The organism is Chryseobacterium salviniae, from assembly GCF_035819015.1.
In the GTDB taxonomy this organism is placed as follows: Bacteria; Bacteroidota; Bacteroidia; order Flavobacteriales; family Weeksellaceae; genus Chryseobacterium; species Chryseobacterium salviniae.
Window position 1 is genome coordinate 148,630 of record NZ_JAYLAA010000037.1, and the last position, 18,889, is coordinate 167,518.

Sequence of the window (18,889 nt, forward strand, 5' to 3'; positions counted from 1 at the left end):
TTTGTATATGCAGATAATACTTCAGGTAACCATCAAAAAGACGAATATTTAAATGTTCTGCAAATTCAAATGCCGATGCATCACTGGTATCAATGATTGCATCGTTTAAAGCTTTTTTAGCTGTGCAATTTTTTTGTTTTGAACTTTCTCAATTGCTTGGTACAATGGAAATCTGATGGATGCATTTTTCGGATCATTAAAAGCTTCATCCGCAGAAACTTTTACCAGCTCATACAACGCTGCCTGGGTAACGAATGGTTTGCCGCTTGGATTTCTCTTTTCAGCAGTTTTCAAATCGTCTTTTGTGATTACCCGGATCGTGGTTTTAGCATCACCGATTTTTATTTCATGGTGTCTGTTTTCCAAAGAGGTGATTTCCGCTTCATCATAATTCAACATTTTGGTGATTTCCTTTTTTGCCGGAGTAAAATAATCGTTATCAGTTTTTATTTCAATATCACCATCCAGCCAAAGGCTGTTGATCATGGTTTCGCCGAAAGCGGTGTCACCATCATTTTGCATGGCGATAAATGCACGCTTATAATCTTCGATATTGGGTTCTCTCAGATAGCAGATTTTATCTTCAACCGGAAGCGCATACACACCGCCGTGTTTTTCTTTCCATTCTGCAATTAACTGATCTATATTTTTATTTTCTTTTGCCATTGTTTTGTTTGATTTTTAAAAAAATCCCACCCCGAAGAGCGGGATTTAATAACATTAAAATTTAAGTACTATGAAAAAACGTGTTTACTGCTGTCTTTTTACGTCTGTAAATAAAATGGGAAGCTCTACGAGCATATTTTTATCCCCTTGGTTAAGTGCCTTTTTTACTTCCTGAAACTGAACATTTTTGAGAATATCCGTCACGATTTGTCCGCCGTCATTGGGTTGATAAGTGACTACGATGTCAAATTCAAGTGATAGAATATCTTTGTTTGTACTGTCTCTGGTCATTGCTTCAAGTTCACTTTGCCAAACCGTTACTTTTCCTTCAAAGCTTCGGTTTCCGCTTACGATAGAATGCGGTTTGCAGCCACGACCGTACAGATAATCTTTTTCCTTTTTTTCGGTGTATTCCAGAGAGGTGATCCCTTCAATGATCCTACCGCCAAAAGCGATGGAAAGGTCGCACCAGCTGTATTGTTTTGATGAAAATGTTGCCATGTTTTAAGATTGTATTGATGTGGTGAAACCTATTTTTACCGTAATAAATTCAGCGTAACCAACAGGTAAAAGCTGTATCTCTACTTCCATTGTTCCTGTATTGAGAACGTCATGCGTTTCGTCTATATAACATCGGCAGTTAGACAATTCTCCCAAATTGGTCATATTACCGTTGATATTACTTTCTACCGCTGTTTGCCAAGATTTGATAATTGCCGGGTGAATGGTACCCGAATCCGTTACCGGAATTTCGTCTCCCAAATTTTCAACGAGTACATTGTAAGCAATGATGATGGCTTTATCCATCACAAAACCGTTTGAAAGGGTGTTGAAATCATCACTGTCACCTGTCAAAGTGGGATCGCTTGTAAAATAAAATCCTGCTTTCCCTACAAAATTTCTCAGGAAAATGTAGTTTTTATCTGCGATAGTGTCCCAGCTTGATGTTAAGCTTTCCACTTTTTCGCCATTCGTAAAATAAGCGTTAAAGTTTTCAACAGCTCCGTCTCTCACTTTATGCAGTTTCCTTTGAACCGGAATGCTTGCCAATCTTCCCAGAGCCAAACCGATAGAGGCTTCTTTTTCTCCGTCAGTATTTGCCAGCAAAATAGAAACTCTGTTGTGTGTGGTTGTGGTATAGTCTTTCAGATCGGCAACAGTTCCCGTAAAGTTATTCCCAGAAATGATCCCACGGAAAGGAAAATATTTCCCGGTAAACTCATCCGCTAACGCCTGTAATTTTACCGCTGCCAGATCAACATCAGCATCCAAACCGTTGGCTGTAGTTTCCGTGCCTTCAGATTCTTTGATTAATCCCAGAACCCTGATTCTACCACCCGCATCGTTGATGAGTTTTTTTGCAATATTTCCGGTTTTATCTGCCATTGCCGACATGGTGGTCGCATCGCTGGCAAGCATGATCCACAATTCGGCATTCGTGCCTGCATAATCGTAAAAAGCTTTTACATGCTTATAGGCGAAAGGATTGTCTGCTACAGTGATGCCGTTGTTTTCGGCATCCTGTAAAGAAAAGATCTGCTTGCTTTCTCCGATGGTGATCTTATCTGCTACGGTATTTCCGGTGATAACCAGTCCCGGAACTTTCTGGATATCGGCAGTTAGTAAGCCAAGTCCGGAGGTAGCGATGATAAATGATATATTTGGTAATCCCATTTTTTAGATTTAAATTTTAATTAATGATCTTGTTACAAATCCGGCGATAAAGGCGATAACAATTAAAGAAATCATCAATTGCCAGTTTAATTTGGTAGTCTGCTCTATGTACTTGTTATCCAAGTCCTGGCGCTCTTGAATACGGCTAAAGTATTCACGCCTGATTTTAGCTTCCAAAGCCAAACTGTCGCATTGCGCCGTAACCAGGATGGTATCTTTCAGAATCTTTACTGTTGCTTTTGCATTTCCGTTTTTCTGAGTAAAAACCTGCGGTTTAAAACTGTTTAAAGAGTTTTTAAAGAGCTGTTCAGAAATCGGAATTTTTAACGATGTTTCCGCTTTTTGGGTGTAAAACACCGTATCCCTGTAAGTAGTTTTAATCTCAGTGTTCGTAAGCTCTTTGCTTTCGGTATTTTTAACGACCTGCCGGGAAGTCCGGCAAGCTGTTAAAAACAAACACAATGCAGCTAAAAAAAGTATCTTATAAGTTTTCATATTCCTTTTTTGCATCGAATGACGGACAGGCTTTTGCGACTTTTGGGAAATCTCTATGCCCCTGTATAATCGCATTCGGATGTCTTGTTTTAAAGAGTTCCAGAAGATTTAAAAGTGAAGCCTTTTGCGCTCCTGTTCTGTTATCCAGTGGCTTTCCGTTTTTATCAATCCCTCCGATGTAAGCGATATTGATGGTTTCAGAATTAAAGCCTTTCACGCCGTTTGAAACTTTATCCACTGATAAGAGTTTCACAACTTCGCCATCCGGTTTGATGATAAAATGATAGCCGGGCATTTTCCACTTAAGTTGATTTTTCCAGTAATTCTGAATTGATGACACTGTAGCGGTCTGTGCTGTAGCGGTGCAATGCACGGCTATATATTTAATTGTTCTCATTAGATGATTCTGCTTTTTTTGCATCAATCAGTTTCTGAATATCTTTTGCGGAAAGCTTTTGTTCAGGAGCAAAACCAAACAGCTCGGTGTATTCTGCAACAGCTTTTGTTTTGATAGCTTTTAATTCCGCAATGGATAGTTTAGCTTTTTCAAAAGTCTCTTCTACAAAATCTGTTAATGTGTTTCCGAATCTTTCAACTTTCGGATTGTCTGCATCCAATACTTTTGCGTGATCTGTAGCATCACCTTTTTTGGTAAAGAGAAATCCGTCCGAAGTCGCAAAAACCTCTTTGATTTCTGCATTGGATTTGAAAAAATCTAATGCTTTTTGTTTTATCTCTGACATTTTATTGTGATTTAAGATTAAAGGATAGCTCCGAAGTATTTCGGTGAGTTGCTTCTGATTTTACCGTTTAATGCTCTTTGTCCCATAGAGAACAAATCTGCCTGCCAGCCAGAATGCTTCAATGTTGGATAAATTTCAACACTTCCCGTACATCTGAAAACCTCTTCGGAACTCCAGATGATGGATGCCTTTTTGTCGGTAGCTTCAATGGTTGATCCCCACGGCTTTTTCACGCCTGCTGCGGTGTAATACGGTGTTTTAGAATAGAAAAACACTTTGAAATCGGCAATTGTTGCACCTTTTTCAGAAGAAATTTCCTTGTAAAGTTTTTTATCTTCCTTTCTGATTCTCGCAGCGTGATCAGCAGTTAATAAAACGTTCATATTTGCCATATCCAAATCATGGTCTCTCATAAATGCCTGAACGTCAAACAAACCATCAATTACAGAATCGTTTGCACCAAGATTTAGAATCTTATTAAATTCGTCATTCGTTGAAGCAGCCCAGGCAAAAGCCGTTCTTTGGGCCATGTTTTTCGCCAAAGCATTTCTGTGGCGGTTGAGAACAGATGCCCTTTTATCATAGCTTAATTCCGCTTCCAGCAAATTGTTGTGTCTGGTTTGCGAGGTACTCCAGATTTGCAGCACAACTTCGTGAGGAATATCATCAATAGATTGAATAGGAAGTTCGTCCGTATTGGCTGTAAAATAGTTTAAATGTACATCAGGATCAACCCCGGCTTCAGCAAGATGTAAAGTATTGTTATTGACATAAGCCGATAAATTCTGTGACTGCATGATAAACGAAGTATCTGGCAACGGCTGTTCTATAATATCTGCAATCCATACTTCTGTTTGTAAACCTTCCTGCAAAACACTTTTTGAAATTGGTTTAAAATATGTAACTGCGGTGTGGATGGCTACAATTCCCAGAGCGATTGCAAAAGGATTTATCTCAAAGAAATTGGAAAGTACAAATGAGATAGCGAATGCCATGATGAAGTTAATGGCTAATGCCGCTAAAGAAAGTCTCTTTTTCATAAGATTTTTTAATTTTTTATTGAATGATTATTATTTTGCAGGAGTGTAGCGAACGCCTTCCGCATATCCTTTTACCAATTGAGCATATTTTTGCGGCTCTTCAGTTCTGATTCTTGCCAACTCTACAGCATTATGCTTTTGCAGGTAATCGAAGGATTCTTCCCCATTGGAAGGAGTTTGTTTTCCATTTTTAGAAAGCTGCACCGCATTGCCGATTTGCGTTTGCACACCGTTTGTAATGTTTTCGGCTTCTTTGTCGGTGATAAGCTTATTTAGTTTTACACTTTGTCCGTCAAAATCAGTTTCAAAAGCGTTGATCTGAACATCCTTTAAATCTTCCGGGATAAGACCAAGAGAAACGGCTTTATCTACTAATTTTGTAGCTTCCGATTTTTGCAGGGCAATGTATTTGTCCTTCCATTGTTGGGTTTGGTTTTCGGCAGTGTCTTTAGCCAATTTCAGCTCTGTAACTGTATTCAATAATTCTGATTCGCTCGCATCGGCAGGTTTGCCCAAAGCCAAAGCGATGGTTTTTAATTCTGACATTTTATTTTCTGATTTTTGATTAAGTAATTTGATTTTCGGGTTTGCTCCGGATGCTGACAATCTTATCGCATCATCATTCCCGCCGATATCCACAATAGATATTTCTACAAGTTTACATTTAGTAATGGTTTCATACTTTTGTCCGGGAAGTACCAAAGCAGGATCAGAACTCGCTTCTACAATATCTGCGTACATAGAACACATTCTGATAAAGTCACCTTTTACTTTCTTTTCAATTTTAGCGGCAAATTCATTTTCTGTATCAAATGTGATATATGCCAAAAGTTTATCTCCTTCTTTTGCCAGTCTTGCACGCCCGATAACTTCATCACCTGTTGGCGCATGACCACCGTAACGATTGTGCATAAACAATACAACAGGATTTATTTCGTATTGCGTAGTATCTATGCCTTCCGTGATAATTCTATATCCGTAAGAGTTTACATTTTCTGTGTTGACTATGAATTTATATTCCATTTTGTTCGTAATCGCTGAGACAAAATTGAAACATTCCAACACCCGAAAAAAATGAGCGTTTATACATTGCGCAAAAATCTATACTGGTTGTAAATTTTTCTTTGTTCTCTGAAACACAAATTTTTACAATGCTTTATATAAAAGAAATTTGCGATATAAATCTTACAATGAAAGACCTTTTGTTTAATGATAATGTTGTAATCAAAAACGGTGATTTTGTCATCGGTGACAGCGAAAATCAGCACGTAAAACATATTCTGATGTCAAGCAAAGCAGAATATAAAGCCAATCCCGAAATAGGTGTTGGCGTAGAAAAGATTCTCAACACCGAAGAGCCGATGGAATTTTTGATTGAAGCAAAAAAAAACCTTCAGTATGACGGAATGAAGGTGCGTAATATTTCTTTTACCGAAGACCAAACCATCCAGGTGGATGCAAAATATATTGAATAATGGCAAGACTAACCGCTGCGGAAGCAGATTATAAAAAATCTCAGGGTAAAGAACTTTTTGTAAAGGGATTTACGATCGCAAACATTTCCGAAATTATTGGAATTGGAGTAAAAACATTGGGAAAATGGCGTGAAGAAGGCAAATGGGATGAAGAAAAAGATCTTGCTTCCTTAAAACCTTCCAATATCAGAAAACTCACGCTGAAAATGGCTCTGGCTATTGAAAACGGAAAACCTCTACCGTATAAAGCTGATGATGTTTCAAAAGTGGTGGCGGCATTCGACAGGATTACCGACAGTAAAAAAATTGCCGTTTACACGATGGAAAGTATTGACGGATTTTCTTCTTATATGCTCGAAAAAGCAGGAAAAAGCATCGGAAAAAAACGGGAAGTTCTTTTGGAAATACTCAAGGAAATACGACCACACTTTGACAGTTACGTAACTGAACTTTTACAAAATGACTAAAACCGAACTTAAGGAAGCAAAGGAGCGGTATTTTATGCTTTCAAAAATGATTCAGGAGGCAACTTCCAAGTCATTAGAAAACGAAAGTACCGATCAACAGCAAGACAGAATTAAACGATTATTAAAACCGGAGAATTACATTGAATTCTTCGATTATTATTTTGGTGTAAATTCCGGGCTTCCTTTAGCAGATGCACCGTCTGCGAAATTTCATCATGACAGTTATCAAAAGGTTTTCAAAGACAATAAAATCCGTCAGTTCAGGGAGTGGTATCGTGGAGCTGCAAAGTCTATTCACACCAATGTAGGAAACATCCTGCATCTTAAAGAAAACAACGAGCTTTTCTTCGCTTTGTTAATCGGAGCTAATGAAGGATTGTCTAAAATATTGTTGAGTGATTTGCAAATGCACTTTGAAAGTAATGAGCGCATTATTAAAGACTTTGGTCAGCAGCTTAGTTACGGAAATTGGGCAGATGGCGAATTTCAGACCAAAGACGGACGATTCTTCAAAGCTTTAGGATTAAACCAACCTTTCAGAGGTTTGCGTTTTGGGCAGTACCGCCCCGATTTTGCCAGTGTAGACGACTGCGAAGACAGAGACAGAGCAAAACGCCCGGAAATGGTGCGTAAATATGGTGAGAAAATCACCGGAGATTTAAAAAAAGCTTTTCATAAAGAACGTGGCAGATTGATTATTCCAAATAACTACATCGTAAAAGACGGTTTGCTGGATTTTCTAAAAGAAAAATTTAAAGACAGTAAGCATTTGGATATTAGCCGGGTGAATTTGGCAACGCAAAACATTACTGCGGAAGACTGCCGGAAGCGAACCGATTGGGAGCCATCTTGGAAGGAGCGTTACACTCGTCAGGAAGTCATAGATATTATCGAAGATGATGACCATTATACCTCCCAGCGTGAAGATTTTAATAATCCTATTGAAGAGGGGAAACTTTTCAAGGCAGAAACTTTAATTCATACCAAAATCGCTGAGCATGAGGTTTGGGACGGAATCTTAGATCACTGGGATTTATCTTATACGGCTAATGGCGATTATAAAGCGGGGGTTTTATTAGGTATCAAAGGGATAAATCTTTACGTTTTAGAGGTTTTTTGCCAAAGATGCGAAATTAATACCGCAATGGAAGAGCGGGCAAATTGGTTTAAAAAATACCTGAAAAAAGGTTATAGCATGATGGGTTTCTTTGATGCAACGGCTGCACAGCAGGCAGTTTATACTCCTGTAATTTTGCAGGCTGCGGAAGACAATAAATGCCCAAATATTCCTATCGGTTTGCATCAGGAAGGAGATAAGCATAATCGCATAGCCGCAGGAATTACAAACGCTCTTTTCCGGAAAATACTTTTCTGGGATGAAAGTTTAAAAAATCGTTCAAAAACGCATTACGACCTATTTATGAAACAAGTTTTAGCATTTGAAAAAGGCACTACTTCCAATGATGATGCACCTGACACTTTGGAAAGAGCAATCACACTATCACAAACCTATTTCGGTTTTTCCAAAGAAGAGGGAAGCCAAAAACCGACATTCGGACGAAAAAAAACACGTAGAGTATGACACCAAGAAAAGAACTTTTTATCAAAATAAAAGAAACCTTAATGACGATTCCGGAACTGGAACTCGTAGACTTGGAACGCCAGCAAATGCAAAGCGATAAATTTCCTGATCTGTTTGTTTCTGCACTCATCAAGATCAACAGGATTTCTTACGAAACAATGACGGAACAAAACCAGGAAGGTATGACTTCCGTAGATGTGGTTTTGTATTGCCGTGATGGCTGGATGAACCAGCACAACGGAACCGAAGACACCGACCACGGAATGAATGAAATTGATCTGCTGGATGCCATTGCCGAAAAACTTCAATTCCTGAAAGGCGACCAGTTTACACCGTTGCAGCAAACCGATGACGAAATTCAGCAGCAAACTATGCAGGGAATTTTTTCGTACCGCCAAAGCTTCAGCACAATGATCTACAGAAAATTAGCTCCGAAATATCAATCTAAAACATTAACAATAAACTGATGTCTCCGACATCAATGTCGGAGACATCATAAAAATTATAATTATGCCATTTCTCAGCATACAAGAACTCAATACAGAAGCTCCGGAATCTTTTATCAATATTTTAAAAGGCACGGAAGACGATGCAATTAATGAAATCATCGCCGATATGATTGATTTAATGAAAACCAATCTCGGTTCATACTACGACATCACCGCTATTTTTGAAGCGGAAGGCGCAGAACGTTCGAGAACGGTACTCAACTATCTAAAGGATTTGGTTTTTTACAAAATCCAAAAGAGACGGAAGCAGGGCGTTTTGGATGGCTCAGATTATGACGAAGCCATGAAGTGGCTGGAAGAGGTTTCCACAGGAAAAAGAAAGGCAGATTTACCTCCTAAAAAGGTAGATACTAATGGTGACGGCATTCCAGATACAGAAGTGCCTTTTATGAAATTAGGCAGACGAAAAAACTATACCAATGGCTGGTAATTTAGATGACCTTAGAAACCTGATGTTAGCCGCTGCCGTAAAGATTCCTGATCAGGCTTTGCGGATCATTGAAGTGGAAGGGAAAAATTTCATCAACAAAAACTTCCGGGATCAGGGTTTTACAGATGGAAGCCTTAAAAAGTGGCAGGAAAGAAAAACTACCGACAGCAACGGACGTGATAAAATGCGGTACAGAACCAACCGCCGGGGAAGCGTTGGAGAACTTACCCGATTCGGGCAAAAAGAGATCGGAAGAGCCATTTTAACAGGACATAATACAGGCGGAAACAAACTGCGAAATTCTTTCCATACAAGGCGGGAAAAGCTGGCTGTTGTTTTCTACACCTACAAAGATTATGCAGGCTATCACAACGAAGGGGACGGTAATATCCCGAAACGCCAGTTTATGGGAAAATCTGCCTATTTAGACCGCAAAATTCAGGATAAAATTAAAAGAACATTAGATCAACTCTTCAGACCATAGAATATGAAATTCACTCAAAATACAACAGACCTTTCGGGAAATCTACTATATAAGCCGGTAAAACTTTCTGCCAAAGACAGCAGGGACGTTAATAAAGTAACCAAGCTAATGCTGGATGTTGTGAAGCAGCACCGCAGACTTTGGCGTAAAGAGATCAACGACTGGCAACGAGCAAGGCAAATACGATATTCTTTAGAATTTCCGCAAAATTATCTTTTGCAGGAAGTATATCAGGATATTATGCTGGACGGACAGCTTACCGGAATAACCCAAAACCGAACTTTCAGAACCACCAATAAAGATTATATCTTCGTCAATGCTGAAGGTAAAAAAGATGATACCTGCACGGCTTTTATTAAAGATAAATCATGGTTTGAAAATCTTATTCAGTACGCTCACGAAACCGTTTATTTCGGTACAGGCGTTGTGTGGTTTAAGGATCTTCTGAAAAACGAGATCCAGTCGGTTGAATTACTCGACAGAGCGCATATCATACCTGAAAAAGGTTTGTTTGTTCCCGATGTAACGAGTGATAAAGGCATTGCTTACAAAGATTTTGAGCCTTTTTTAATCGAAGTACAAATGTACGATGCAGTCGGACTTCTGGAAAAGGCGGCACCTTATACTATTTTGAAACGCCATTCGTGGGGAAGCTGGGACGAATTTGAAGAACTTTTCGGCGTTCCGATTAGAATTGCCAAAGTTGCCAGCCAAAGCGAAACCGTGAAAAATGAAGTCGCAGGATGGCTGGAAGAAATGGGTTCCGCAGCTTATGGAGTTTTCCCATTGGGTACCGAAGTTGAGATCAAAGAAAATTCCAAAGGTGATGCCTTTCAGGTTTTTTATCAGAAATTGCAGGCTTTGCGTGCGGAACTGTCAATGCTCATTCTGCATCAAACCATGACCACCGAAAACGGAGCTTCCAAAGCGCAGGGAAACGTGCATGAAAATACACTGAGCGAACTTATTTACGCCGATGAAAAAAAGATGCTTTCCATACTGAATGATAAGGTAGTTCCGGCGATGCGCTTTTTTGGGTATAAAATTCCGGAAGGGTACAAAATAGCAATAGCCCAGACGAAAGACACCAAAGAACAAATCAAGATAGATCAGGTTCTTTTACAGGGCGGTTATGTGCTGAAGCAGTCTTATATTGAGGAAGTGTACGGTTCGGAAATTGAAGCCATGCCTTCGCAAAAGATGGATGCAGGAAGCGAGAAAACTACGGAAGAGCCAAAAAAAGGCTAAGCCTGCTCCAGCTCAATTACCGCAGCAAATGCTGTGGAGGCCATGAAGCAGTAAAGCTGACGGCCGATTTTAGCTTGAGCAGGCTGATTGAAGATTACATCGAAGAAATGTTCAATGAAAAGAATGTTTCTTTTGTCAATCGTCAAAAGCTATGGGAATATTACAATGACAAACTATCTAAAGGCGTAGATGTTGGATATAGCCCGAATATTGAATTTTATGATAAAGAGCTTGCCAATTCACTAAAGAAAAATATTGCACAATTTTCGGCGTTCAAAGAAACTTCCTTCCGTAAGGATTTGGAAAACCTGATGACGGAAGGTGATCGCTTCGTACCTTGGTCTGAATTTAAAAAAGAAGCTTTTAAGCTTTCCGGAGATTATAACGGAAGATGGCTGGAGGCGGAATATAACCAAACGGTTGCCAACGCTAACATGGCGCAAAAATGGAAAGAATTTGAGCAGAATACAGATTTATACCCGAATCTTAAATTAGTTACCGTAAACGATGCGAGAGTACGCCCTGAGCATAAAGTTTTAGACGGCGTTATCCGACCTTTTAATGATCCGTTTTGGAATACGCACACACCGCCATTAGATTGGGGCTGCCGTTGTGGAATAGAGCAGACCGATGAAGAACCTACAGATATTCCGGGAGGATTTCAGACTAAATTAGAATTTGAAAATAATCCAGGAAAAACTGGAAAAGTTTTCTCAGGTTCAGCCTATGAGGAAAATTTAAGCAAAAAAGAAAAGAAGGAAGTTTTAGAAAATTTGGAGAAATTTACAAAAAAAACAATAATTCCGGACGGTCTTGAATCAATGGAAAAAAAGTTTGGAGTTGTTGTGGATAGAGAATTTTTGTCTAATCTGAAAGAAAATAATTTTGTAATAACAAATGATAACAGGAAAGGTTCTGCTTATGATAATTTCTGGAAAAAGCTAAACATCAATGATCATAATATAAAAGAAGGTGACTGGAAAAGAAGAGCTATTTTTTACCATGAGATAGGTCACGCAATTGACGTTCAGAATGATTTGCATAATAATCCATTAGTAAAAGAAATTATGGATAAATACCGCAAAAAATACTCAGAACGAAAGAATGATTTTTATAGACAGTTTAATCAAAGAACCAAATTCTTCGCAAAGAAAAGTTTAGATAATGGTGATTTAGATTTTCATCAACAGGTATTAGCGGCAGACGATGTTTTAATGTCTTTAAATTCTAAATTCGGATCAGGACACAGTAAGGCTTATTTTGCTCGTAAAACAGCCGCAGAACGTGAGTTTTTAGCACATTGTTTTGAAAGCAAGTATTGTGGAAACTCTTTTATTGAGAAAGTTGATAAAGATTTGCACAATGATATGATCAGTTTAATAGATAAACTTTTACCATGATAGAATTAATCGAAAAATATATTGATGACAGTGAATATTATCAAGTGCTTTTTACCATTGCAACAAGGTTTATTGAAAGCAAAAAGGTGTTTGAAAAGTTAATTGGTGATGCTGAAGAAAAAGGAATGAAGATTTACATTGATGATTCTGGTTTAGAGAATATACAATGGGATGATATCACATTCGACATGATAAAAATGAAATAATTTAAAAAGCGTTTAAAAATTCTTTAAACGCTTTTTAAATATCATCTGCATAGCTTCCTGAATACTTTAAAATTGCCGATACTGTAGCCGGAGAAATAGGAGGAAACTGATGCGCCGTATCTTCCAAAAGAGCCGAAAGCTTCCATTGTGGATGCTTTTTTTCTAATTCCGCAAAATACTTTCGTACTTTATCGTTTCGCAGCTGTATGCGCTCTTTTCTGGTCATACAGCAAATGTAAAAAGACGTTTTTAATTTTGCAAGTTGGTGTTTACGGCAAAATAATTTTCGTGAATAGAAAAGTACTTTAAAAACTCTGAAATCTTTTTGTTTGCATCTTCAACATTACCGTTATCCAATACTGTGTTAAAAAAGAGGTATAATAATCCGCCGTTTATTGCAAGGATTTTTGTTTTATTATAAACATTTCTTTTTTTAGAATCAACAAATGTTTTATGTGAGGTAATATTATAAATCCCTTCAAATGAAATAGTCGAATTGGGAAACTCTTTATCAAAATCCGGGTGATTTTTTAAATCTTGTAAGACTACTTCTGAATTGACATTATAAGGATAAAACTTTATTCCTAAATACGGTTCACTATCCGTTGTTAATATGCCCTCAATTTCTTTAAACTCATTGATTGGTTTTAAAGAATTTAAAGTAATTTTATTATCACCAGCTCTAAATAAAACAAATCTTCCTTTTTCGGTTATAGAATCTTTTTCAACTTTCTGTCCAAAAGCAAAAAAAGAAAAGAATAAAACTAAACAGGTTATTTTTTTTTTCATACATTTTAAAATTTCCGTAATAATCGTTAAGTAAATCTATCATTTTTATAATAATCTCCTGAATAGCCTCAAGAGATTTTTTGTCTGTGACTGAACCATCTCTCAAACTGTACGGATTATTAAGCTTTTTAAAACTTCTATAAATTACTCTTAATTCATTTTTTAAGGTTTCAATTTTCGTTTGTTTTCCTACGGCAATAATAATATTGCCAAGCTGAATATGCATCCATCTATCAGTTGTATTTTGATGTCTTTCAAGTTCTTGAATATAATACTTATAATTCACAATCAAATGTACAAAAAAACCAGATGCAAAAAAAAAAATTCCGTATAACAGATTCAATCTTTCGTAAAATATTTTGAATTACTAACACTTAAAACGATATAAAAAATTACTAACAATTATTGTCAAAGTATTACGGATATTAGTAATTCTCAATATTTTTGTTATTTTTTAACAATACATCGTTTAATTTACATTTATATGATTATCAGAATATTGTGAAATAATTTTTACTTATCGTTTAACTAATATGCGTAAATAATTGTTATTTTATAAGGAAATTTGAATATAAGCCAGTATTGAAGGGTGTTTAAAATAATTGTGGAAAACTTCCGAGGTTAAATATCAACCATTTAGTGTTTTGCTATCGCAAGTCGGAAATTCATTTTGTATCTTTGATAAAATAAAAGCCAAAGACGATACATTTAGCAGAACTATCATCTAAGGCTTTTTAATGTTTAACAATCTAAATTTAAAAACTATGACAGAGTTTTTAAAAAAAATTGTTAAGATATTGAGACCAGTTGTTCAATTAGCAAAAATTTTAAAAGAGTTAATTGATATGTTCTGGTAATCTTACAATTTCCACCTCTTTGAGGTGGTTTTTGTTTTTCGCTGTGTTTCTACAACGAAACAAATTTAGTACTTTTTTGATACGTTGCAATATAATATATGTTAAAATGTGTAAAAAAATAGTTAACATTATACATAACAGCATGTGTATATTTACTTAAGATTTAATAGTCGCTTCACCTCCTTATCAAGCACTTTTGTATAGATAGTATCTTCACATTGAAATTCACCTATTTTTGTAGCAGTAAATGTCCAGACTTCATGGGCAGTAACTCCACCCGGAAAAGTTTCATCGGTAAACTGCCAAAGCCAGCTTTTAACCTCATATCCTTTTTTTTGCAGAAATTCAAAAATCTGCGACTGTGGAATTGTCATTTCAATTTTCATTTGTATTGTTTTTTCGTTTTCTGTTATTTTTAGCATCTTTTATTTTTTTTCTTTTCATCTTTCCGGCGCTGCTGCTCTTCAAGTAAAATATTGTATGCAGTTTTGTTGTTGTACTGCGTGCGGATGATTTCGTAATTCAAATCTTTTGCGGAGAGTTTTTTGCAGGTCTCCGGGAGGTTCTCAATGTAATTATCAACAGATGCCAAAACGCTTTTTATACTGAAAATCTGTTTGTTTTTGTTGACAGGATTTGAAAGCCTGCTTTGAAGTTCCGTAAACTTTTGATATGCCTCTTCTGACATGGTTTGCGGTTCGGGTGGTCTTTCCTGAGCTTTAATTTTGCGTTTTTTCAGTTCGATCAGCCTTTCCCTTTCCCTACTTTTGAAATCAAGAAACAACGGCACGTATGACATTATTTTTTCGTGAAAATTGTCAGTGTATGGTGGTTTTCCCAAATCTCCGGTGCGGATCATCTTAAACATCAATATCAAATCTTCTACGGTATCGGTTTTAAATTTATCGTAAAGATCACCTGCCAACGTGCGGGTTTGATAGACTTCAAGCTTTTTCCCGGTAACTTCCAGATAAAATTCTACTATTTTGATGATCTCTCGTATTACTTCTACTTTTGAGCCTTGTGAGACAATCAGCTCACCGTATTTGATGCTGTCTTTTACGGTGAGCGACTGCTCCAGCTTTGAAATCTCATTAAATGCTGCATTACCCGAACATTGCTTTAAGATCATCAACGTCGTCTGCTGCGCTGGTCTTGATGTTGTTAATTGTTTTGAAGTATTCGGCATATAGTTTCGGGTTTTGCTTTATTCTTTCAACTTCGTTGATGTAATTTTCAAAATTGCTTTCTAAAAACAAAGTTGATGGTCTTAGATACATTGACATTTTAGGGTTATTTTTCCACTGAATAACTTTCAGTTGGATCACTTCTATAATCTGCTCTTTGGTGAAGTTCTGTTTTAGGAGAGCCGTAATTTTTGAAAGGTTACTTTTGATCTCCCGGAACTTCGAGCCTGTAACTTCGTTGAGGAAGCTTAATATTTCGGTTTCTTCCATATATTTTGATTAATTATTACTATATTAGACTATTATGATTACAATTGACTTTCTTGATAAAGTTTTGATTTTTTTAAAAGATCAGGGTGATGCAGGATACAGTTTTACAAAAGACTGTCCCAGCTATTTTTCTTATGAGGAATTTGACCGTTACTTGAAACCGGCTCTTGAAAAACTCTGTAGAGACAATTTCGCTTATTTCAAAGTACAAGAGTTGAAAATGTCCAGTCGAAAAGTTTATTATATTTCTATTGACGGTATTTTTGCCCTTTTAGAAAACCATAATAAGCCATATAAAAAAAGCATTTGTAAAAAGAGATTAGTCAAATTTTGGAATGTAACAAAAATAATCGCTGTTGCTATAAATGCCATAATAGTTCTTTATTATACAGTTAGGACATACTATAAAGATTAATTCATTTTTAAAACATTATGCTCCAATCTGAAAGTAGGAGCTTTTGTAACATAAAACTCTTTATCAACGGATGTACTTACCCCTTTAAAAAAGTAAACTGTTTTTTTGATGCCCTGCCTTCTTACCGTTTTCTGACCTTTATATTGATAAGAGTGGTTTTCAATCATTACCACTTTATCAATTGCGATTCCCGATATCGGGATGATGGATATTGTTGTCATGTTTAATACTTTAAATTTGTCCAGTGGATGATTATTCCGTTGTAGTCTTCATTAAAATATTGAAAGAAGTCATCAACACTTTCAAAACCATCATTTTTAGCCAATTTTTCCACCTCACTTGGAAATAAATATCTGCCATCAATGTTAACTTCTGAATTATCACGATAATGCAATATTCCAATATACTGAATTGAAACAACCGGAATCCTCGGAGCAAAGCGAAACATATCTTTCTGCCGTGCATTGATAAAAAAATCAATCATCATACCCGGCTTCCATCGGTTTTTATCGTCTTTTCGGATGGTGTGGAGTTTTGGCTTATGATCTCTTTGATCATCAAATCCGACATTCATTAATCCAGTATGAAATTCATCAATACAGTAATTATATTTATTACAAACATCTCCCAAACCTGACCATATTTTTTCAGGAAAATAAGTCGGCTTACCGTTTATTTTTGTTTTGAATGACAGGATCATTGTTTTGAGTTTTTGGTTTGACAAGCGGTTTGTTTCTCAAAGCTTCCCGCTCCGGAAATAGAGCGGAAAGCGGTGTTTTTCTTTTTTTGAGCATTAAGATTCCTTTTCAAAATAAACTTTGTAGAAATTTCCTTTTTCGTCCGTTCCGCTCTCAAGCATTTTTCTATCTCCATGAATGTACAGATGAAAGTTTTTATCAAGTTTAATAATGCTTTTAAAATGCTTCTGAGACTTTTTTACGGCTGATGTATTAATCGGAAATTCCTCAGCTACATTTACCTGCATATCCTGTTCGTAATCGGTTTTAAAGTTGTTAAAACTTTCAATTACGGCTTTGTCTTCAAAAACTTCATGCGTAAATTCTTCGAGTTTAAATTCCTCTTTTTCCTTAAAGAAATTGATTGATTTATTTAAAAAATCCGCCTGATCTGCTTTCGATACTTCAAATTCAACAGGAAGCTGTTTTTTTACATAATCTTTGAAAATTGTTAAAGATTCAGATGTATGGAAATAATCATCTTCACGTTGTCTCACTTTTAAAAAGTCTTCAAACCAATAGTACATATCTCCGTTTTTGTTGTTATCCACAACTTGCAAGACATATCCTGTTTCTTTATCCTTATTAAAAATCAAAGCCGCTTTGTCGATTTTGGCTAAACTCACGCCCTTGTCTACTTCAATAGGTTCATTATTAGCAGGTAATATTTTTAAAAAAGGTTCTCTTTTTTCGGTTTTAAAAATTCCGATTTTATCGACTTCGCTTTCATCTTCTGCCTCGAAATAAACGACGAATAATTCGCCACCTTGAATCCTCGGATTTTCGGCAGCATCATAAAGTAATCTTCCTAAGTTCCTTGAGTTATCAATGAATAAGGATTGTTCTCGAAACATTTCCGAAACTACCTTATAAGCAATATTATTTTCTAAATAAGAATCGCTGTAAAACTGATACGTTTCTTCAGATTTAAAAGAACCTAAAAAATAGTTATGCAAAAGTTCCTGAGTTTCTTCGCTAATTGTTAATTCTTCATCAGAGAATCCGGCACCTTCGCCAAGTATTTTATTTCCGATGATGTGTAATGCTATTTTCATATTAATTAAGTTTTATGTTATTTACTCCTTTATCCCACCATGCTTTCGTTAAAGGCTTTTTTGCGCTTCGTGCGTTGTTAGTTTTTACAGCGTGGAGCTGTTGATGCACTTTCTGAAGTTCCTCAATTGTATGGGCGTTTAAATGCTTTTTAAAGACTGATGATTTATACATCCAATCATTGAATTTGTGGAAACTTCCCGGCTCCTTAATTTTGGTTTCTTCCGCAATTTTCAGGATTTTGGAAATCCAGCCATTTCGGATAAGATCATTGCGAAGCTCGTTGTTTTGCTCTTCCACCGTTTTCGGTTTCGGTGCGTGAATGGAAAGCAGCTTTATCGCTTCCTGCTCTGTCATTTCTTCTATCACGGTGGTTCTGAAACCTGTAAAACCGTTGATTTCTATTGCGACCTGAACGGGATCACGGTCGGCAAAAAGGTCTTTTAACTGTTGTTTAGCTGTCATTTAAAATAATTTTAATTGTTGGGTATGAGCATTAATCCGTTGAATTGAATCTTTGAAATAACTTTCCTTTTTCTCACAAGCTGTTAGTTCAAAATTGTAATCGTGGCAAGCAATTGCAATAGAAGCGCTACCAAGATGAGTATCTAAAATTTTATCTCCAGACTGAGCATATTTATTTAAAAGCCATTTGTAAAGTTCAACAGGTTTTTGTGTGGGATGAATTTTCTTTTCTTTATTTGCTCCACCTGTTGTACTTATTGTAACTTTTGCAGCAGGTTTATCAAAAGAACTCCAAGCAAGCTCGAATTGAGAAAAATTTTCCCATGGTTGAAGTTTGTCCCAAAATATTATACCTCTTGTGGGTGGTAGCGGAAAATAATTACCACCCCAAATAATTTGATTTTTTGAAACTCTGAATAGCTCCTTAAAATAATCTTCGTTTGGCACCTCATCATCCCAATCTATTTCTGACTTATTCAATATTCTATTTTTTAACTTTCCGCCTCCTGAATTTAATCTACCTTTTAATTTTGAAGCTGTTGATAGATAACCCTTGTTTTCTCCCATCTTCATATTTGGAGCGTTAATTCCATACGGTGGATCTACTATTGCTAAATCAAAATATTTGTCGGGATAACGAGACATCAATAACATATTATCCTCATGCGTAATATTAAGCAGATCTGTTATTCTCATA

The 18,889-nt window shown here is 36.5% G+C and carries 29 protein-coding genes; 10 read left to right on the top strand and 19 right to left on the bottom strand.

The features are described 5' to 3' along the window. Positions 1-105: 105 nt before the first annotated feature. The 8 genes from SOP96_RS09450 to SOP96_RS09485 all read right to left on the bottom strand — a co-directional run bounded on the left by SOP96_RS09450 (position 106) and on the right by SOP96_RS09485 (position 5,641). Positions 106-666, bottom strand: coding sequence for a hypothetical protein (locus tag SOP96_RS09450; RefSeq protein WP_326320736.1), 561 nt, complete (start codon positions 664-666; stop codon positions 106-108). Between the two features lie 84 nt (positions 667-750). Further along, positions 751-1,167: a hypothetical protein gene (locus SOP96_RS09455; RefSeq protein WP_326320737.1), complete on the bottom strand. Its 417-nt coding sequence runs from the start codon at positions 1,165-1,167 to the stop codon at positions 751-753. A 3-nt stretch (positions 1,168-1,170) separates the two neighbouring features. Next, complete coding sequence (locus SOP96_RS09460; protein ID WP_326320738.1) at positions 1,171-2,340, bottom strand: DUF2586 family protein; 1,170 nt, start codon at positions 2,338-2,340, stop codon at positions 1,171-1,173. Between the two features lie 9 nt (positions 2,341-2,349). Beyond that, positions 2,350-2,835 (bottom strand): hypothetical protein, encoded by a 486-nt coding sequence (locus SOP96_RS09465; RefSeq protein WP_326320739.1) that lies wholly within the window; start codon positions 2,833-2,835, stop codon positions 2,350-2,352. Further along, positions 2,822-3,232 carry an N-acetylmuramoyl-L-alanine amidase gene (locus tag SOP96_RS09470; RefSeq protein WP_326320740.1) on the bottom strand — a complete coding sequence of 137 codons (411 nt, stop codon included), beginning with the start codon at positions 3,230-3,232 and terminating at the stop codon, positions 2,822-2,824. The genes SOP96_RS09465 and SOP96_RS09470 overlap by 14 nt, the downstream gene beginning before the upstream one ends. Further along, positions 3,219-3,578 (bottom strand): hypothetical protein, encoded by a 360-nt coding sequence (locus SOP96_RS09475; RefSeq protein WP_326320741.1) that lies wholly within the window; start codon positions 3,576-3,578, stop codon positions 3,219-3,221. Before SOP96_RS09475 ends, SOP96_RS09470 begins: the two co-directional genes overlap by 14 nt. A gap of 17 nt (positions 3,579-3,595) precedes the next feature. Next, complete coding sequence (locus tag SOP96_RS09480; protein WP_326320742.1) at positions 3,596-4,618, bottom strand: hypothetical protein; 1,023 nt, start codon at positions 4,616-4,618, stop codon at positions 3,596-3,598. A 30-nt stretch (positions 4,619-4,648) separates the two neighbouring features. Continuing rightward, positions 4,649-5,641 carry a hypothetical protein gene (locus SOP96_RS09485; protein ID WP_326320743.1) on the bottom strand — a complete coding sequence of 331 codons (993 nt, stop codon included), beginning with the start codon at positions 5,639-5,641 and terminating at the stop codon, positions 4,649-4,651. Positions 5,642-5,808: 167 nt separating this feature from the next. Between SOP96_RS09485 and SOP96_RS09490 the strand changes: the two genes are divergently transcribed. The 9 genes from SOP96_RS09490 (at position 5,809) to SOP96_RS09530 (ending at position 12,419) form a co-directional block, all read left to right on the top strand. Then, on the top strand, positions 5,809-6,093 hold the full coding sequence (locus SOP96_RS09490; protein ID WP_326320744.1) for an oxidase: 285 nt from the start codon (positions 5,809-5,811) through the stop codon (positions 6,091-6,093). Then, a complete protein-coding gene (locus SOP96_RS09495; protein ID WP_326320745.1) occupies positions 6,093-6,560 on the top strand; it encodes a terminase gpP N-terminus-related DNA-binding protein in 468 nt (155 codons plus the stop codon). Before SOP96_RS09490 ends, SOP96_RS09495 begins: the two co-directional genes overlap by 1 nt. Beyond that, positions 6,553-8,142 (top strand): hypothetical protein, encoded by a 1,590-nt coding sequence (locus SOP96_RS09500; RefSeq protein WP_326320746.1) that lies wholly within the window; start codon positions 6,553-6,555, stop codon positions 8,140-8,142. The genes SOP96_RS09495 and SOP96_RS09500 overlap by 8 nt, the downstream gene beginning before the upstream one ends. Then, the gene (locus SOP96_RS09505) at positions 8,139-8,609 is read left to right on the top strand and encodes a hypothetical protein (protein WP_326320747.1); all 471 of its coding nucleotides are present in this window, start codon (positions 8,139-8,141) and stop codon (positions 8,607-8,609) included. The genes SOP96_RS09500 and SOP96_RS09505 overlap by 4 nt, the downstream gene beginning before the upstream one ends. A 43-nt stretch (positions 8,610-8,652) precedes the next feature. After that, a complete protein-coding gene (locus tag SOP96_RS09510; RefSeq protein WP_326320748.1) occupies positions 8,653-9,081 on the top strand; it encodes a phage protein Gp36 family protein in 429 nt (142 codons plus the stop codon). Next, complete coding sequence (locus SOP96_RS09515) at positions 9,071-9,565, top strand: phage virion morphogenesis protein (RefSeq protein ID WP_326320749.1); 495 nt, start codon at positions 9,071-9,073, stop codon at positions 9,563-9,565. The genes SOP96_RS09510 and SOP96_RS09515 overlap by 11 nt, the downstream gene beginning before the upstream one ends. Before the next feature lie 3 nt (positions 9,566-9,568). Further along, positions 9,569-10,813 carry a phage portal protein family protein gene (locus SOP96_RS09520; RefSeq protein WP_326320750.1) on the top strand — a complete coding sequence of 415 codons (1,245 nt, stop codon included), beginning with the start codon at positions 9,569-9,571 and terminating at the stop codon, positions 10,811-10,813. Between the two features lie 74 nt (positions 10,814-10,887). After that, entirely contained in the window at positions 10,888-12,213 is a 1,326-nt protein-coding gene (locus SOP96_RS09525) for a phage head morphogenesis protein (protein ID WP_326320751.1), read from the top strand. Further along, complete coding sequence (locus tag SOP96_RS09530) at positions 12,210-12,419, top strand: hypothetical protein (protein ID WP_326320752.1); 210 nt, start codon at positions 12,210-12,212, stop codon at positions 12,417-12,419. Before SOP96_RS09525 ends, SOP96_RS09530 begins: the two co-directional genes overlap by 4 nt. Positions 12,420-12,453: 34 nt before the next feature. On the opposite strand, the gene SOP96_RS09535 is transcribed toward SOP96_RS09530, so the two are convergent. The 6 genes from SOP96_RS09535 to SOP96_RS09560 all read right to left on the bottom strand — a co-directional run bounded on the left by SOP96_RS09535 (position 12,454) and on the right by SOP96_RS09560 (position 15,522). Continuing rightward, on the bottom strand, positions 12,454-12,645 hold the full coding sequence (locus SOP96_RS09535) for a hypothetical protein (protein WP_326320753.1): 192 nt from the start codon (positions 12,643-12,645) through the stop codon (positions 12,454-12,456). 23 nt (positions 12,646-12,668) lie between these two features. Then, positions 12,669-13,208 carry a hypothetical protein gene (locus SOP96_RS09540; protein ID WP_326320754.1) on the bottom strand — a complete coding sequence of 180 codons (540 nt, stop codon included), beginning with the start codon at positions 13,206-13,208 and terminating at the stop codon, positions 12,669-12,671. Continuing rightward, positions 13,144-13,551: a hypothetical protein gene (locus SOP96_RS09545; protein ID WP_326320755.1), complete on the bottom strand. Its 408-nt coding sequence runs from the start codon at positions 13,549-13,551 to the stop codon at positions 13,144-13,146. Before SOP96_RS09545 ends, SOP96_RS09540 begins: the two co-directional genes overlap by 65 nt. Positions 13,552-14,217: 666 nt before the next feature. Beyond that, positions 14,218-14,487, bottom strand: coding sequence for a hypothetical protein (locus tag SOP96_RS09550; protein ID WP_326320756.1), 270 nt, complete (start codon positions 14,485-14,487; stop codon positions 14,218-14,220). After that, the gene (locus SOP96_RS09555; RefSeq protein ID WP_326320757.1) at positions 14,481-15,254 is read right to left on the bottom strand and encodes a hypothetical protein; all 774 of its coding nucleotides are present in this window, start codon (positions 15,252-15,254) and stop codon (positions 14,481-14,483) included. The genes SOP96_RS09550 and SOP96_RS09555 overlap by 7 nt, the downstream gene beginning before the upstream one ends. Further along, positions 15,172-15,522 carry a conserved phage C-terminal domain-containing protein gene (locus SOP96_RS09560; RefSeq protein WP_326320758.1) on the bottom strand — a complete coding sequence of 117 codons (351 nt, stop codon included), beginning with the start codon at positions 15,520-15,522 and terminating at the stop codon, positions 15,172-15,174. Before SOP96_RS09560 ends, SOP96_RS09555 begins: the two co-directional genes overlap by 83 nt. Before the next feature lie 34 nt (positions 15,523-15,556). Here SOP96_RS09560 and SOP96_RS09565 point away from each other — a divergent pair, with 34 nt between their 5' ends. Next, a complete protein-coding gene (locus SOP96_RS09565) occupies positions 15,557-15,937 on the top strand; it encodes a hypothetical protein (protein WP_326320759.1) in 381 nt (126 codons plus the stop codon). Here the strand turns inward: SOP96_RS09565 and SOP96_RS09570 are convergent. The 5 genes from SOP96_RS09570 to SOP96_RS09590 all read right to left on the bottom strand — a co-directional run bounded on the left by SOP96_RS09570 (position 15,934) and on the right by SOP96_RS09590 (position 18,888). Further along, positions 15,934-16,158, bottom strand: coding sequence for a hypothetical protein (locus SOP96_RS09570; RefSeq protein WP_326320760.1), 225 nt, complete (start codon positions 16,156-16,158; stop codon positions 15,934-15,936). The genes SOP96_RS09565 and SOP96_RS09570 overlap by 4 nt on opposite strands. 2 nt (positions 16,159-16,160) lie before the next feature. Beyond that, positions 16,161-16,637: a hypothetical protein gene (locus tag SOP96_RS09575; RefSeq protein WP_326320761.1), complete on the bottom strand. Its 477-nt coding sequence runs from the start codon at positions 16,635-16,637 to the stop codon at positions 16,161-16,163. A gap of 93 nt (positions 16,638-16,730) precedes the next feature. Further along, positions 16,731-17,729 carry a nucleoid-associated protein gene (locus SOP96_RS09580; protein WP_411911985.1) on the bottom strand — a complete coding sequence of 333 codons (999 nt, stop codon included), beginning with the start codon at positions 17,727-17,729 and terminating at the stop codon, positions 16,731-16,733. A gap of 1 nt (position 17,730) precedes the next feature. After that, positions 17,731-18,192, bottom strand: coding sequence for a hypothetical protein (locus SOP96_RS09585; RefSeq protein WP_326320762.1), 462 nt, complete (start codon positions 18,190-18,192; stop codon positions 17,731-17,733). Further along, positions 18,193-18,888, bottom strand: a complete 696-nt coding sequence (locus SOP96_RS09590) for a DNA methyltransferase (RefSeq protein WP_326320763.1) — start codon at positions 18,886-18,888, stop codon at positions 18,193-18,195. It lies immediately after the preceding gene. Position 18,889 lies beyond the last annotated feature (1 nt).

Excerpts from the sequence above, each read along its gene's own strand:
- SOP96_RS09505 (WP_326320747.1), top strand. The coding sequence starts at position 8,139 with ATGACACCAAGAAAAGAACTTTTTATCAAAATAAAAGAAACCTTAATG.
- SOP96_RS09585 (WP_326320762.1), bottom strand. The coding sequence starts at position 18,192 with ATGACAGCTAAACAACAGTTAAAAGACCTTTTTGCCGACCGTGATCCC.
- SOP96_RS09490 (WP_326320744.1), top strand. The coding sequence starts at position 5,809 with ATGAAAGACCTTTTGTTTAATGATAATGTTGTAATCAAAAACGGTGAT.
- SOP96_RS09480 (WP_326320742.1), bottom strand. The coding sequence starts at position 4,618 with ATGAAAAAGAGACTTTCTTTAGCGGCATTAGCCATTAACTTCATCATG.
- SOP96_RS09470 (WP_326320740.1), bottom strand. The coding sequence starts at position 3,232 with ATGAGAACAATTAAATATATAGCCGTGCATTGCACCGCTACAGCACAG.
- SOP96_RS09555 (WP_326320757.1), bottom strand. The coding sequence starts at position 15,254 with ATGCCGAATACTTCAAAACAATTAACAACATCAAGACCAGCGCAGCAG.
- SOP96_RS09510 (WP_326320748.1), top strand. The coding sequence starts at position 8,653 with ATGCCATTTCTCAGCATACAAGAACTCAATACAGAAGCTCCGGAATCT.
- SOP96_RS09580 (WP_411911985.1), bottom strand. The coding sequence starts at position 17,729 with ATGAAAATAGCATTACACATCATCGGAAATAAAATACTTGGCGAAGGT.
- SOP96_RS09540 (WP_326320754.1), bottom strand. The coding sequence starts at position 13,208 with ATGAAAAAAAAAATAACCTGTTTAGTTTTATTCTTTTCTTTTTTTGCT.
- SOP96_RS09590 (WP_326320763.1), bottom strand. The coding sequence starts at position 18,888 with ATGAGAATAACAGATCTGCTTAATATTACGCATGAGGATAATATGTTA.
- SOP96_RS09465 (WP_326320739.1), bottom strand. The coding sequence starts at position 2,835 with ATGAAAACTTATAAGATACTTTTTTTAGCTGCATTGTGTTTGTTTTTA.
- SOP96_RS09475 (WP_326320741.1), bottom strand. The coding sequence starts at position 3,578 with ATGTCAGAGATAAAACAAAAAGCATTAGATTTTTTCAAATCCAATGCA.
- SOP96_RS09520 (WP_326320750.1), top strand. The coding sequence starts at position 9,569 with ATGAAATTCACTCAAAATACAACAGACCTTTCGGGAAATCTACTATAT.
- SOP96_RS09455 (WP_326320737.1), bottom strand. The coding sequence starts at position 1,167 with ATGGCAACATTTTCATCAAAACAATACAGCTGGTGCGACCTTTCCATC.
- SOP96_RS09485 (WP_326320743.1), bottom strand. The coding sequence starts at position 5,641 with ATGGAATATAAATTCATAGTCAACACAGAAAATGTAAACTCTTACGGA.
- SOP96_RS09450 (WP_326320736.1), bottom strand. The coding sequence starts at position 666 with ATGGCAAAAGAAAATAAAAATATAGATCAGTTAATTGCAGAATGGAAA.
- SOP96_RS09560 (WP_326320758.1), bottom strand. The coding sequence starts at position 15,522 with ATGGAAGAAACCGAAATATTAAGCTTCCTCAACGAAGTTACAGGCTCG.
- SOP96_RS09460 (WP_326320738.1), bottom strand. The coding sequence starts at position 2,340 with ATGGGATTACCAAATATATCATTTATCATCGCTACCTCCGGACTTGGC.
- SOP96_RS09535 (WP_326320753.1), bottom strand. The coding sequence starts at position 12,645 with ATGACCAGAAAAGAGCGCATACAGCTGCGAAACGATAAAGTACGAAAG.
- SOP96_RS09495 (WP_326320745.1), top strand. The coding sequence starts at position 6,093 with ATGGCAAGACTAACCGCTGCGGAAGCAGATTATAAAAAATCTCAGGGT.
- SOP96_RS09515 (WP_326320749.1), top strand. The coding sequence starts at position 9,071 with ATGGCTGGTAATTTAGATGACCTTAGAAACCTGATGTTAGCCGCTGCC.
- SOP96_RS09565 (WP_326320759.1), top strand. The coding sequence starts at position 15,557 with ATGATTACAATTGACTTTCTTGATAAAGTTTTGATTTTTTTAAAAGAT.
- SOP96_RS09570 (WP_326320760.1), bottom strand. The coding sequence starts at position 16,158 with ATGACAACAATATCCATCATCCCGATATCGGGAATCGCAATTGATAAA.
- SOP96_RS09530 (WP_326320752.1), top strand. The coding sequence starts at position 12,210 with ATGATAGAATTAATCGAAAAATATATTGATGACAGTGAATATTATCAA.
- SOP96_RS09500 (WP_326320746.1), top strand. The coding sequence starts at position 6,553 with ATGACTAAAACCGAACTTAAGGAAGCAAAGGAGCGGTATTTTATGCTT.
- SOP96_RS09550 (WP_326320756.1), bottom strand. The coding sequence starts at position 14,487 with ATGCTAAAAATAACAGAAAACGAAAAAACAATACAAATGAAAATTGAA.
- SOP96_RS09575 (WP_326320761.1), bottom strand. The coding sequence starts at position 16,637 with ATGATCCTGTCATTCAAAACAAAAATAAACGGTAAGCCGACTTATTTT.